Source organism: Brevibacterium sp. H602, from assembly GCF_051172395.1.
GTDB lineage: Bacteria > Actinomycetota > Actinomycetes > Actinomycetales > Brevibacteriaceae > Brevibacterium.
Genome location: NZ_JBPIZD010000030.1, coordinates 23852 through 36991, shown reverse-complemented (window position 1 = coordinate 36991; position 13140 = coordinate 23852). Strand labels below are relative to the sequence as shown.

Sequence of the window (13140 nt, the reverse complement as noted above, 5' to 3'; positions counted from 1 at the left end):
TTGCTGGGCCGCCGTCAGGTAGCAATTAGGGTCAGAGAGGGGTGCCGTCGACCCAGACGCCGGCGATGTCGCCCGGGGTGCCCATGGCGAAGATCTTTGCCAAGGCGTCCTCGTCGTCGTCGGCGTGGCGGATGCCGACGTCCAAGGGCTGCCCCTCGGCCGGACGGATGAGTACTGCATCGAAGCGCTTGCCCTCACTGAGCACGCCGACCTCATCGAGCTCGAGCGCCTCGGCGCCGGCCGCAGTTGCCAGATGCAGCAGATGTGCGGAGGTCAAGGCCACTCCCCCGGCCGGATCGAGCTGTTGCATGAAGTACGACTGCACGCCTTCCTTGAGCAGGTTGAAGCCGGTGCCCGCCCCGACGTCGGTGCCCAGAGCCACCCGGACGCCGGCCTCGATGTGTCGGCGCAGCGGGAAGAATCCGCTGGCCAGAGCCGAGTTCGAGGTCGGACAGTGTGCGACCACGGACCCGGCCTCGGCCATGCGCTCGAGTTCCCGATCCTGCGGGTGGACGTTGTGCGCGAGCACGGTGCGCCGCCCCACGAGTCCCGCCCGATCGTACGTATCAAGATAATCACGGGCCTCCGGGTGGATCTGCGCGACCCCGGAGATCTCATCGACGTTCTCGTTGAGGTGCGAGGTTACCCAGATGCCCGGGTTCTCCTCCACGAGGCGACCCCCGGCGGCCAGCAGCTCCGGTCCCGCGGAGAACGAGAATCGCGGGGTCACCGCGTAGCGCAGTCGTCCCTTCCCGTGCCACCGATCGATGAGCGCTTGGCTCTCCTCGGTCGAGCGCTCCACGTCGGTGAGCAGCGCATCGGGCAGGTTCCGGTCGCTCGTCACCAGCCCGGAGGTGATCCGCAGCCCCGATGCTGAAGCAGCTGCGAAGAAGGTGTCCATCGCCGTTGCGAAGTGCGAACCGAAGACCATCGCCGAGGTGGTCCCTGCCGAGATCAGTCCCGTGAGGAATTCTCCGGCCACCGCCTTCGCGTAAGCGGGGTCCCCGAGTTTCGCCTCTTCGGGCAGGGCGCACTGGTCGAGCCAGTCGAGCAGCGGCTTTCCGAGGTGGCCGATGGCTCTGACCTGCGGCAGGTGGACGTGGGTGTCGATGAGTCCGGGGATGAGCACACCGTCACGGAGGTCGACGACTTGCGCCTCGGGATGCGCTGCCCTGGCAGTGTCGAAATCGATGCGGGAGGTGATGAGTCCGTCGTCGACGACGAGGGCGATATCGGCAGCCGAGCGCAGCCTGCCCCCGGTGAATGGGTTGTCCGGCGTATCGAAGACGCGGGCGCGGTAGATGACCACAGTGGTTCTCCTAGAGTCAGTGGTGGCGAAAGTCAGTGGTGGTGAAAAGTCAGGCCATGCGGCCGAGCAGGTCTGCGGCGACGCTGACGGCGATCGTCGCGGGAGCTTTGCCCGGCAGGTCGGGCAGTCCGATGGGGCACCGGATGGTGTCGATGGCCTCGGGTGCGAAGCCTTCGGAGGCGAGGTTCTTGCGGAAGCGCTGCCATTTCGCATTCGAGCCGATGAGCCCGACGGATCCGAGGTCGCCGCGGGTCAGCGCCGCGGAGCACAGGTGCAGGTCTTCGGCATGGTCGTGGGTCATGATGACCACGTGTGCTCCGGGCGGCAGCTCCGTGATCACCTCTTCCCCGACGACAGCGAATTCGCGGCGGATCCGCGCCACCGGCTCCTCCAAGCCATCGATTGCCTCGAGCTGCTCGGGCCGCGAATCGGACACGGTGAGATCGAGGTCGTGGCGGGCGAGGATCCGAGTGAGTTCGAGTCCGATGTTGCCGATGCCGAAGATCGCCACCGAGGCGGGCACGGGCAGGGGTTCGAAGAGCATGGTGACCTCTCCGCCGCAGCATTGGCGACCGTATTTGGCCGGAGCCTTGTCGTTGAGCCGCAGGGTGAGCATCTCCGGAGCTGTCTGCCCCTCGGCGAGCAGTTCCCGGGCACGGGTGAGGGCCGTCATCTCGAGATTGCCCCCGCCGATGGTCCCGAACAGGTCATCGACGGTGGCGATCATCTTCGCTCCCGCCTCACGTGGGGCATGCCCACGCACAGCGGCGAGAGTGATGAGGACAGCCGGCACCCGAGCTGCGCGAAGCTCGGCTGCGGTGTCCATCCAGGTCATGACGGAACTCGTTGTCCTTCCCTCGCCGAGGCGACCGCCCCCGAGTCCTGTCCGCGGGCTTCTTCGATCGCCCAGAACACCGCTTCGGGTGTGGCCGGGGACGCGAGGTCGACGCTGTGGCCGGGTCGTGCGAAGGCACCGACGGCCTCGCGCAGGGCTTCGCGGACGGAGAAGGCGAGCATCAGCGGGGGTTCTCCCACGGCTTTCGAACCGTACACGGCTCCCTCTTCATGTGCCTTGTCGAGGAAGGCGACGTTGAAGACCTCGGGGACTTCGGAGAAGCTCGGAATCTTGTATGTGCTCGCCGCCTGGGTCGCCAGGCGGCCGCGGCTCGACTTGTCCGATTCGTCCCAGCGGAGGTCCTCCAGCGTCAGCCAACCGGCGCCCTGGATGAAACCGCCCTCGATCTGGCCGAGGTCGAGCAGCGGCGACAGGGAGTCTCCGACGTCGTGGACGATGTCGACGCGACGCAGGGTGTAGGAGCCGTCGAAGCGGTTGACTTCGACCTCGGACACCGCGGCCCCGTAGGCGAAGTACTTGAACGGTTCGCCGCGCATCTGCGAGAGGTTCCAGTGCAGACCCTCGGTGCGGTAGAAGCCGGAGGCCGAGAGCTGGATGCGCTGGAAGTACGCGGTGTTGATGACCTCTTCCCAGGTCACCGTCTTCGGTGAGGACAGGGCGGAGACGATTCCCCGCGAAATCTCCACCTCATGGGCGGGTGTCCCGAGGATGCCCGCGGCGACCTGCCGCAGCCGATCGAGGATCTGGTCGCAGGCGTTCTTCACCGCTCCGCCGTTGAGGTCGGAGCCGGAACTCGCGGCCGTCGCCGAGGTGTTGGGCACCTTGTCCGTGCGCGTCGGCGCCAGACGCACCGTCGACAGGGGCACGCCGAGGGTGGTGGCCGCGACCTGCAGCATCTTCTGATGCAGTCCCTGCCCCATTTCGGTGCCGCCGTGGGTGACGAGGACGGATCCGTCCTTGTACACGAGCACGAGCGCCCCGCCCTGGTTGAACGCGGTGAGGTTGAACGAGATGCCGAACTTCACCGGAGTGATCGCAAGCCCCCGTTTGATGTGCTCGCTGCCCGAGTTGAACGCCTCGATCTCAGCCTCGCGGGCTTCCAGATCGGATTGGGAGATGAGCTGGTCCCAGCACGCCCCGATCCGCTCCGGATGACGCACCGGCTGGTAGTAGGGAGTGTCCTGACCGTCGGCGTAGAAGTTCCGGCGGCGCAGCTCGCGGGCGCTGAGCCCCAGCTGCGGGGCGACGCGGCCGATGATGTCTTCCATGACGAGCATGCCCTGTGGTCCGCCGAATCCGCGGAAGGCCGTCTGCGAGGTCTTGTTGCATTTGGCGATGCGGCCGGTGACCCGGATGTTCGGCACCCAGTAGGCGTTGTCGATATGGCACATGGCACGGGTGAGCACCGGTTCGGACAGGTCGAGGCTCCACCCGCCGTCGGCGGTCAGCGTCGCATCGAGGGCAAGGATCTTCCCCTCCTCGGTGAATCCGATCTTCCACGACGAGTGGAAACCGTGCCGTTTGCCGGTCATGGTGATATCGCGGGTGCGGTCGAGGCGCAGCCGCACCGGCCTGCCCGTGAGCTTCGCACCGAGCGCGGCCAGGGCCGCGTAGCCGTGGGGCTGCATCTCCTTGCCGCCGAAGCCGCCGCCCATGCGCAGGCACTGCACGGTCACCTCGTGGGCGGGGACTCCGAGGACGTGGGAGACGATGTCCTGGGTCTCGGTGGGGTGCTGGGTCGAGGACTGGATGAAGACCTGCTCGTTCTCGTCCACATGGGCCAGGCAGGCCTGCGTCTCGAGGTAGAAGTGCTCCTGCCCGGCGAACTCGAATTCGCCTTCGAAGACATGGGCGGCATCGGCGAACGCGGAGTCGACTTCGCCCTTGTCGATCGACAGGGGCTGGCCGTGGTAGCTGTCGGCGGCGATGGCATCGCGCACGGTCACCAGCGATGGCAGCTCCTCGAACTCGGCGGTGACGGCCGCAGCGCCTTCCTTCGCGGCTTCGAGATCCTCGGCGAGCACCCAGGCCAGGGGCTGGCCGAAGAACATGATCTCGTCGACCGGCAGCATCGGCTCATCGTGCTTGACCCCCTGATCGTTGACGCCGGGGATATCAGCTGCGGTGATGACCTTGACGACTCCGGGCACCGCATACGCGGGTGCGGTATCGATGGCGCCGAGGCGGCCGTGCGCGGTCGTCGACTGCACGGGGAAGGCGTGGAGGACCCCGGTGAGACGTCCGACGAGGTCATCGGTGTAGAGCGCGGTTCCGGTGACGTGGCCGAAGGCGCTTTCGTGGTGGTGGCGTTCGCCGACGACCGGGTCGGCGGGGCGCTGGGAGAGCTGGCTCATCACTTGACCTCCTTGCTGGTCACGGCCGGGTGGCCGAGCTGCTCGGCGTAGAAGCGTTCGAGGGAGGACCGCAGCATCGCGGTCCGGTATTTCGCACTCGCCCGGTGGTCGTCCATCGGGGTGCCTTCGGCGGCCAGGGTCTCGGCCGCCGCGTGCACGGTCTCCACTGTCCAGGGCCGACCTTCGAGGAGGGCTTCGGTGGCGGTGGCGCGCAGCGGGGTGGCTGCGACTCCGCCGAGGCCGATCCGGGCCTTGGCGATCATTCCGTCCCGGATGTCGACGGCGTAGCCGATCGCCACCGAGGAGATGTCGTCGAAGCGGCGTTTGGCGATCTTCTGGAACGAGGTCAGCGGCGACAGCGGCAGCGGGATGCGGATGGCGGTGATGAGCTCATCGGCTTCCCGCACAGTCTGCCGGTATCCGGTGAAGTAGTCGGCCAGTGCCACGGTTCGCGCCCCGCGCACCGAGGTGAGCACGAGTTCGGCTTCGAGGGCCAACAGAGCCGGCGGGGTGTCGCCGATGGGCGAACCGGTGCCGAGGTTGCCGCCGATGGTCGCCCCGTTGCGGATGAGACGGGAGGCGAACTGCGGGAACAGCTTGCCCAGCAGCGGAATGCCTCCGGCGAGCTCACGCTCGAGTTCGGACAGGGTGTGGGACGCACCGAGTTCGACGAACGATTCGGTGCGGCGGATTCCGCGCATCTCCTCGAGCCGATCGACGGCGAGGATGTTCTTACCGCGCGCTCCCTTGATGTTGACCTCGACACCCCAGTCGGTGGCCCCGGCCACGACGGTGGCCTCGGGATCCTGGCTGAGGATGGAGGTCGCCTCGGCGAGGGTGGCGGGACGACGGTAGCGTCCGATCTTCCCCGTGGCGGTGTCGGCTCGCTGATAATCGGTGGCTCGAGCCGACGGGGCCGGACGCTCACGGCGAGCGGCCAGCGCATCGTCTGCGGCGGGCTGTCCCAGCGCATTCGCGGCATCGCGGATGGGGCGGTAGCCGGTGCAGCGGCACAGATTGCCCGACAGGGAGTGGAGGTCGAAGCCGTCCTCGCAGCGGTCGGGGCGGTAGTATTCGGCGGCCATCGAGGAGATGAAGCCGGGGGTGCAGTATCCGCATTGGGATCCGCCGCGCACGGCCATCTCTTCCTGGACGGGGTGGACGGTGTCTCCGTCGGCCAGACCTTCGGAGGTCACGACCTCTCCCCCGTCGAGGGCTGCTGCGGGCAGCAGGCAGGAGTTCACTGAGGTCCAGCGGGTTCCACCGGATTCGTCGGGGCGGGCGACCATGATCGCGCAGGCCCCGCATTCGCCTTCGGCGCAGCCTTCCTTCGCTCCGGTCAGACCCTGACCGCGCAGGAAGTCCAGCGCATTCGTATGGGGTGGGCCGTCGATCTCGCGGACGGTCCCGTTGATTGTCACTTCGGCAGTTGACTGGTCCGTTGTCGCTGCGGACATCGCACTTCACACCTCCCGCGCCTCTCCACTGAGGCGCACAGTGCATGGTTGGAACAATTTGCTTCGTTCTTCGAGCCTCTGGTTATCCATGCGAACAGCGCAGAAGAACGCGGATGAGGGGACTGGGCGTCCCCGCAGGTCAAGCCCCGTGGGCGATCTGACCCTTTCCCCAAGCTGAGTGTCCAACCATTGTTCTCATGCCCCCAAGATAGCCGAAATCGGGCCGCGAACGAAGTACAGGACGAATCCGGCCGAGACGATCCACAGCAGCCAGTGGACCTGGCGGGCACGGTTGCTCATGGCGTGGATGAGCGCCCAGGAGATGAATCCGACGCCGATTCCGTTGGCGATCGAATAGGTCAGCGGCATCGTCACCATGGTGAGGAAGACCGGCAGCGAGGTGCGGAAGTCGGTCATGTCGATCTCACGGATCTGCGTGACCATCATGGCGCCGACGACGACGAGCGCCGCGGCTCCGGCTTCCATCGGGATGACGGCGATGAGCGGTGAGAAGAACATCGACAGCAGGAACAGCACACCGGTGATGCAGGCGGCCAGACCCGTGCGTGCGCCTTCGGCGATTCCGGCTGCGGAGTCGACGAAGACCGTGTTCGACGATGCGGAGGCACCGCCGCCGAAGACCGCGCCGAGACCCTCGACGATGAAGGCTCCGCGGATGCGCGGGAACATTCCGTCCTCTGTCTGCAGTCCGGCGCTGCGGGCCAGACCGGTCATCGAGCCCATGGCGTCGAAGAAGTTCGTGAACACGAGGGTGAACACGAGCATCGTGGCTGCGAGGACTCCGATGTGCTGGAAGCCGCCGACGAGGTCGAAGGCGCCGATGAGACCGAAGTCGGGAAGGGCGATGACCTGTTTCGGGAATTCCGGCGCGGAGAGGTTCCAGCCCAGCGGGTCCGGATTGACCGGGTCGCCGACGGTGCCGAGCTTCGCAAACGCCTGGATGATGATCGCGGCGATCGTGGCCACGATGATGCCGATGAGGATGCCGCCGGGAATCCTCCGCGCCACGAGGATGCCGATGAGGACGAGCGCGAAGACGAAGACCAGCGTCGGCAGGGAGCCGATCGATCCGTCCTGGCCCAGCTGGACGGGTGGGCCCGCGGGGGTGCGCGTGACGAACCCGGCGTTGACGAAGCCGATGAAGGCGATGAAGAGTCCGATGCCCACCGTGATGGCGATCTTCAGCGCGTGTGGGACGGCGTTGAAGATCGCGGTGCGGATGCCCGTGGCACCGAGGACGACGATGATGACGCCGTTGATGACCACCAGTCCCATCGCGTCGGCCCAGGTGACCTCCTGAACGACGGACACAGCGAGGAAGCTGTTCATGCCCAGGCCTGCGGCCAGGCCGAAGGGCAGTCGGGCGACGACGCCGAAGAGGATCGTGATGACGCCGGCGACGAGCCCGGTGACCGCGGTCAACTGGGCGAAGTCGAGGCTGTCACCGGCGATGTCCTGGGAACCGCCGAGGATGAGCGGATTGAGGACGACGATATAGGCCATCGCGACGAAGGCGACGATGCCTCCGCGGATCTCCTGCTTGATCGTCGAGCCTCGATGGGTGATTTCGAAGAATTTGTCGAGAAGCCCCGGTCTCGAAGATGCGGTCTGCACCGCTTGGTCGTTGTCAGCCATTTTCATGGACCACCTCAGGTTGTTCGATTTGGTCAGCCGGCGACATCATCGTCGTCGGCCCTGCGCCTTGAACATGCGCAATGAAACAGTCGAGTCTTCAGCCCCGGATACCGAAAAGTAATTCCATATCCCGGAAAACTCTTTCTGTTTCACCGAGCAAGTCTCGCCGCTCGACCTCAGTGTGTCAATCATCACACCTCTGCCCGCGCCGATGCCATCCTTCGACGAAACAGACGAAACCCCTGATCAGTTGCGTCTGATCAGGGGTTTCCCTTGGCGGTGGCGGTGGGATTTGAACCCACGGTAGGGGGTTGCCCTACACAACATTTCGAGTGTTGCACCTTCGGCCGCTCGGACACGCCACCGCCGACAACTGTACAGCGGTGGACTTTCTGCGTCCAAATCGGTTCGCCGTGAGCTGGGACACGTCAGCGTCTGACCGCGAAGAACTCCCTCAGCAGGGCCCGGCTCTCCTCCGCTCGGACGCACGAGGTGACCTCCGGATGGTGGAGTGCGGCGCGGTCGCGCAGCAGGTCCCAGACCGATCCGACCGCCCCGGCCTTGTCGTCGTAGGCACCGAATACGACTCGGTCGATGCGGGAGCCGACGAGGGCGCCGGCGCACATCACGCACGGTTCCAGCGTGACGACGAGGGTGCAGCCGTCCAGGCGCCACTCACCCCTCGCTGAGGCGGCGGCTGAGATCGCCATGAGTTCGGCGTGGCCGAGCGGGTCGGCATCGACCTCGCGTCGATTGTGACCGCGCCCGATGATCACTCCGCCGGCGTCGATGACCACGGCCCCGACGGGAACGTCGTCATGGGCGGGCGCGAGGGCCGCCTCGGCGAGGGCATGCCCCATCCATTCATCGAACCGGGTCACGGACGCAGCGGTCAGCGTGCGGCCTCGAGCTGATCGGCGAAGCCGACGGTCTCACCGACATGGGCGACGACGCGGGCCGGGTCGGACCGATAGCTTTCGACCTGGTCGATGAGCGTGGCTGCGGGGACTCCGCGGTCGGAATAGATGTCAGCGTCTCCGCCCCACTCGGCGTCGGCGTCGAACTCAAGCATTTCGACCTCGTCTTCGTCGTCCTCCTCGTCGACCGCGGCCTCGTCCTCCTCCGCACCGAAATCCTCTTCGGGTTCGGCGTCATAGGCGTCGGGGCGGGAGTCGAGGAAGTCGGCGAAGATCTCCGCGAACGGGCTCGCCTCGGCCGCGGCGAGATCGGAGAGGAAGACCTTGACCTCGTTGTTCCGGCACAGGCGCACGAGCCCGAACCATTCGTCTTCGTGTTCGATGACGGCCACGGCCTCTCCGTCATCGCCGGCTGCCGAACGCATCATATCGACGAGGTCGTCGAGGTCGCTCGCGTCACGGACGTCGACATCGAGGGCGCGGAAGCCATCGCCGGAATCGGCCAGGATCTCAGTGAAGTACGACATGCCTCCATTGTGAACGCTTCGCCCCGCGTTGACCACTGCCTTAAGCCCGAAGTTCTCCCGTACCATTTGGGGTATGCATCTTCACGTAGCCGACCACCCGCTCATCGCCCACAAACTCACCGCTCTGCGCGATGTGAACACGGATTCCGCTCGTTTCCGACAGCTCACCGAAGAGCTCGTCATGCTGCTGGCCTATGAGGCGACCCGATCGGTGGCCGTCGAGGACAAGGAGATCTCGACTCCGGTGACGACGACCACCGGCACCCGCATCGCCGAACCCCGTCCCGTCGTGGTCCCGATCCTGCGTGCCGGGCTCGGCATGCTCGACGGAATGCTGCGCATCCTCCCCACCGCCGAGGTGGGATTCCTCGGAATGGTCCGCGACGAGACGACCTTCGAACCCAGCGCCTATGCCGATCGCCTGCCCGATGACCTCACCGGCAGGCAGATCTTCGTCGTCGATCCGATGCTCGCCACCGGCGGCACCCTGGCCATGGCCATCGACTTCCTGCTCGCTCGCGGAGCTCGCGACGTCACCGCGGTGTGCCTCGTCTCCGCCCCCGAGGGCGTCCAGCGCATCGAACGCGACTACAGCGATTCCGCCGAGGTGAAGGTGTACACGGCGGCTCTCGATGAGAAGCTCAACGAGAAGGGCTACATCGTGCCCGGACTCGGCGATGCCGGGGACCGGATGTACGGAATCGTCGACTGACCAAGCGCGCGGATGACGATTTCGGTCGTCAGCCTCGGCGACTGTGACGTCATATTTCGTCACAGTCGTCTCATTTTCGGACTTTCCTTTGCACGGCCGAAGTTTTGTGACAAATAATGAAGCCATGACTTCGACGATCCATCAGATGCGAATGCCGGGCGCACATATGTGTATGCCCTGCGTTCGTGGTCGGTGATCGTACTCCCGCTGTCCGGCCTCGAACGAGTTCACTCAAGCAGCGGACTCTTCCAGTCATATCGACCTCATGGTCGAAAGCAAAGGACAGCTATGCCGAATCCAGAACCCGCCTACGTCCACCCCCGCAGTGCAGTGGCCACTCGACGTGCAGGAGCCAGGTTGAGCGCAGTCGACCCGCAGAACCCACCGCACACCTACGGACCGGCCGGTGTCGTCCCCTCACCGAAGGCCGCTCGCGGAATCATCGTCTACATCGGACTCGATGAGACCAAGGCCGCGGCCGACGGCACGAACCTCTCCGCGATCGCCGCTGAGCTGCAGGCCTACGCCAAGGAACTCGCCAGCCAGGCCGAGACCCAGGCCGTCATCGCGCTGGCCCCGGAGGGCCGCGGCAGCGATATCGACGCCGTGCGAGCCGTGGCCAACGGCTCCCCCGCAGCCACCGGTGCACCGGCGGCGACCCACGGACCCGTGCGCTCGCGCATTCCCAACCGCATCCACCCGCCGGCCCTGCGCGAGGAAGCCGCTCCGGCCGCTCCGGCGGCACCCGCACCCCGCGGTTTCGGCGGCCGGGCCGGCGACGCCTACACCCAGGCCACCGGGGAACGTCTGCGCATCGACATCCCCCGCCGCGAGGTCCGCATCGACGGTGACCTCGTCGATGTCACGACGAAGGAATTCGACCTGCTCGCCACCCTCGTCTCCCACGCCGATGAGACCCTGCCCCGTGAGGACCTCATCACCGCGGTGTGGTCCGGCGGTGAGGTTCCCGACGAACGCACCGTGGACGTCCACATCCGCCGACTGCGGCGCCGCCTCGGCGAATACGCTTCCGTGGTGCGCACGATGAGGGGTTCGGGATATCGCTACGACACCCACCCCGATGTGACGGTGTGGAGTGCGACTGCGCGTCGCTGATGTCGTGCGGCTGTGAGCCGCGTCGCAAGTCGCTTCCAGCGTGGGGCCAGACTTCCCGGTTAAGATCGTTGATCGATGAACCAGGCATATTCCACACCGCGCAGAAGGCACAGCCCCGCGAAGGGCATCACCGCATTGATCCTCGGGATCCTCTATGCGGCATTCCTGCTTCTCCACAATCTGCTGCCGACGCGGATGGGCATCGCGCTCATCCTCGAATCGGCACTGCCGTGGACGGGAATCTTCCTCGCGCTGGTGCTGCTCATGTTCCTCATCCGCTTCTCGTGGCTCTCGGCCATCGGATTCCTCGTGCCTGCTCTCGTGTGGACGGGGATGTTCGGCCCCGCCCTGCTGCCGAATGAGGATTCCGGTGATCCGGACCTGACGGTGGCCACCCACAATGTGGGTGCGAGGATGCCGCAGCCCACGGCGGCCGCGCAGAACATCGTCGACCGTGATCCGGACATCGTCACGATCCAGGAGCTCGAGTCCCTGTCCGGCAAGATCATCCACAAGGAGCTCGACTCCTCGTTCGAGCATTCGCAGGTCGTCGACACCATCGGCGTGTGGTCGAAGTGGCCGATGTCGGAGCCCGAAGAGGTCGACCTGGGCCTGCAGTGGCCGCGCGCGTTCGCGACCACGATCTCGACCGATCACGGTGACATCCGCTTCTACGCAGTGCATATGCCTTCGGTGCGCCCCGGCCACGAATCGATGCGCAATGCCGCTCTGCGCCGCTTGGCCACGACAGTGGAGACCGACGGTGCCGAGCATGTCGTCATCGCCGGCGACTTCAACACGGCGACGACGGACAACAATATGGAGACCTTGGTGCCGCCGCTGGAGGATACCCGGGAAGAGGCCCGAGGCGGTTTCGGCTTCACCTGGCCGTCCCAGTTCCCCGTCACCCGGCTCGACCATGTTCTCTACCGTGGTTTCGACGCCACCTCCGACGAGGTGCTCGAACGCGGATCGAGCGACCACCGCGCCGTCCTCGCCGGGCTCAACCTCAAGTAGCCGAGGTCAGTTCGTGCACTGGTTTCAGTTCGTGCACTGACCTGTCGGCTGCGGTGCACGTTCGGCGGCACCGGCGTCGAGTTCGTCAGCGATCTCAGCTCGGGTGAGGGCGTAGCCGGTTTCGTCATCGGTGGCGGAGCGAGCGAAGACCATGCCGACGACGTTTCCGTCGGCATCGATGAGCGGGCCGCCCGAATTGCCTTCCCTCACGATTCCGCGCAGGGCATAGACCTCGCGGACGACCGACTGCGAATCGTAGATGTCGAGTCCGCGGGCATTGATCTTCTCTCGTACTCGAGTCGGTGAGATCGTATAGGGACCATTGGCGGGGAATCCGACGACGACGGAGTCGTCGCCCGGTCCGAGGCCGTTGCCGAAGTCGAGGGCGGGAGCATCGAGTCCCTGCACCCGGAGCACGGCCACGTCGGCCTCGGCGTCGAATTCGACCACCTCGGCGCGGTAGGGCCTGCCCTTGCCCCCGACCTGCACGGCCAGTTCCGTCGACCCGGCCACGACGTGGGCGTTGGTGGCGACGAGTCCGTCTTCGTACACGAATCCGGAGCCTTCCGAACCGGTGGCGCAGCTGGTGGCTGTCGTCGTGATCTTGACGACCGAGTCCTCGACGCTGCGACCGACGTCGACCATACCTTCGTCGGGTTCTCCGACTCCCCGGATCTGTTCGGGCTGCCCGGAGAACACCTGGGGGAACCCGGAGGCGCTCAGTCCCTTCGCCAGTCCGCCCAGCGCATTCTGGGAGGAGTAGGGAATAGTGCGGTCGATCGCGGCGATGACGGCGGAGTCGGCGACCCAGCGGTTGGGTTCGACGAGCGGGGTGGTGCGGATGAATCCGGCGGCGAGCCAGATGACGAGGACATAGACGATTCCGGCGGTGACGGTGCCGCCGACGGCGTCGATGCCCTGGCCGAGATCGGAGTCCATATTGTGCTTGATCCACGCCCCGATGCCGCTGCCGGCGAAGGCGAAGAGCACGCTGAGGACCAACGGCATCGAGGCCAGCAGCATGAGCACGCCTTGGTTGTCCATGACGTCGGTGCCGGCGCTCAGCGATTCGACGAGCGGGGAGAGCAGGCGCCCGAGGATCCAGCCGACGATGAAGCCCGCCGCGGTTCCGAGGGCGGTGATGATGCCCTGGCGGAACCCGGCGAAGAGCGCCCCGACGCCGAGGACGATGAGGAGAATGTCGAAGATCGTCACCGCT

11 protein-coding genes and 1 tRNA gene are annotated in these 13140 nt (G+C 66.1%); 3 read left to right on the top strand and 9 right to left on the bottom strand.

Annotated features, from left to right (window positions below; genetic code table 11):
- Window positions 1-31: 31 nt before the first annotated feature.
- From guaD to ACSBQT_RS16510, 8 genes are all read right to left on the bottom strand, one after another.
- Entirely contained in the window at window positions 32-1309 is a 1278-nt protein-coding gene (guaD, locus tag ACSBQT_RS16545; RefSeq protein ID WP_410710854.1) for a guanine deaminase, read from the bottom strand.
- 49 nt (window positions 1310-1358) lie between these two features.
- Window positions 1359-2144, bottom strand: a complete 786-nt coding sequence (xdhC, locus tag ACSBQT_RS16540; RefSeq protein WP_410710855.1) for a xanthine dehydrogenase accessory protein XdhC — start codon at window positions 2142-2144, stop codon at window positions 1359-1361.
- On the bottom strand, window positions 2141-4519 hold the full coding sequence (gene xdhB / locus ACSBQT_RS16535; RefSeq protein WP_410710856.1) for a xanthine dehydrogenase molybdopterin binding subunit: 2379 nt from the start codon (window positions 4517-4519) through the stop codon (window positions 2141-2143). Before xdhB ends, xdhC begins: the two co-directional genes overlap by 4 nt.
- Window positions 4519-5976: a xanthine dehydrogenase small subunit gene (locus ACSBQT_RS16530; RefSeq protein WP_410710857.1), complete on the bottom strand. Its 1458-nt coding sequence runs from the start codon at window positions 5974-5976 to the stop codon at window positions 4519-4521. Before ACSBQT_RS16530 ends, xdhB begins: the two co-directional genes overlap by 1 nt.
- A gap of 195 nt (window positions 5977-6171) precedes the next feature.
- Entirely contained in the window at window positions 6172-7632 is a 1461-nt protein-coding gene (locus tag ACSBQT_RS16525; protein ID WP_410710858.1) for an NCS2 family permease, read from the bottom strand.
- A gap of 274 nt (window positions 7633-7906) precedes the next feature.
- Window positions 7907-7997 (bottom strand) — tRNA-Ser (locus tag ACSBQT_RS16520).
- A 63-nt stretch (window positions 7998-8060) separates the two neighbouring features.
- Window positions 8061-8513, bottom strand: a complete 453-nt coding sequence (locus ACSBQT_RS16515) for a nucleoside deaminase (protein WP_410710859.1) — start codon at window positions 8511-8513, stop codon at window positions 8061-8063.
- 11 nt (window positions 8514-8524) lie between these two features.
- Window positions 8525-9076, bottom strand: coding sequence for a tRNA adenosine deaminase-associated protein (locus tag ACSBQT_RS16510; RefSeq protein WP_410710860.1), 552 nt, complete (start codon window positions 9074-9076; stop codon window positions 8525-8527).
- 73 nt (window positions 9077-9149) lie between these two features.
- Here ACSBQT_RS16510 and upp point away from each other — a divergent pair, with 73 nt between their 5' ends.
- The 3 genes from upp (at window position 9150) to ACSBQT_RS16495 (ending at window position 11921) form a co-directional block, all read left to right on the top strand.
- The gene (upp, locus tag ACSBQT_RS16505) at window positions 9150-9788 is read left to right on the top strand and encodes a uracil phosphoribosyltransferase (RefSeq protein WP_410710861.1); all 639 of its coding nucleotides are present in this window, start codon (window positions 9150-9152) and stop codon (window positions 9786-9788) included.
- A gap of 288 nt (window positions 9789-10076) precedes the next feature.
- A complete protein-coding gene (locus tag ACSBQT_RS16500; protein WP_435002120.1) occupies window positions 10077-10904 on the top strand; it encodes a winged helix-turn-helix domain-containing protein in 828 nt (275 codons plus the stop codon).
- Window positions 10905-10979: 75 nt separating this feature from the next.
- Window positions 10980-11921 carry an endonuclease/exonuclease/phosphatase family protein gene (locus tag ACSBQT_RS16495; RefSeq protein ID WP_410710862.1) on the top strand — a complete coding sequence of 314 codons (942 nt, stop codon included), beginning with the start codon at window positions 10980-10982 and terminating at the stop codon, window positions 11919-11921.
- 24 nt (window positions 11922-11945) lie between these two features.
- On the opposite strand, the gene ACSBQT_RS16490 is transcribed toward ACSBQT_RS16495, so the two are convergent.
- A complete protein-coding gene (locus tag ACSBQT_RS16490; protein WP_410710863.1) occupies window positions 11946-13136 on the bottom strand; it encodes a MarP family serine protease in 1191 nt (396 codons plus the stop codon).
- Between the last annotated feature and the right edge of the window lie 4 nt (window positions 13137-13140).

What these genes read in the sequence shown, in the direction of transcription:
- xdhC (WP_410710855.1), bottom strand. Translation starts at nt 2,144, where the DNA reads ATGACCTGGATGGACACCGCAGCCGAGCTTCGCGCAGCTCGGGTGCCG.
- ACSBQT_RS16525 (WP_410710858.1), bottom strand. Translation starts at nt 7,632, where the DNA reads ATGGCTGACAACGACCAAGCGGTGCAGACCGCATCTTCGAGACCGGGG.
- ACSBQT_RS16500 (WP_435002120.1), top strand. Translation starts at nt 10,077, where the DNA reads ATGCCGAATCCAGAACCCGCCTACGTCCACCCCCGCAGTGCAGTGGCC.
- ACSBQT_RS16495 (WP_410710862.1), top strand. Translation starts at nt 10,980, where the DNA reads ATGAACCAGGCATATTCCACACCGCGCAGAAGGCACAGCCCCGCGAAG.
- xdhB (WP_410710856.1), bottom strand. Translation starts at nt 4,519, where the DNA reads ATGAGCCAGCTCTCCCAGCGCCCCGCCGACCCGGTCGTCGGCGAACGC.
- ACSBQT_RS16510 (WP_410710860.1), bottom strand. Translation starts at nt 9,076, where the DNA reads ATGTCGTACTTCACTGAGATCCTGGCCGATTCCGGCGATGGCTTCCGC.
- ACSBQT_RS16530 (WP_410710857.1), bottom strand. Translation starts at nt 5,976, where the DNA reads ATGTCCGCAGCGACAACGGACCAGTCAACTGCCGAAGTGACAATCAAC.
- upp (WP_410710861.1), top strand. Translation starts at nt 9,150, where the DNA reads ATGCATCTTCACGTAGCCGACCACCCGCTCATCGCCCACAAACTCACC.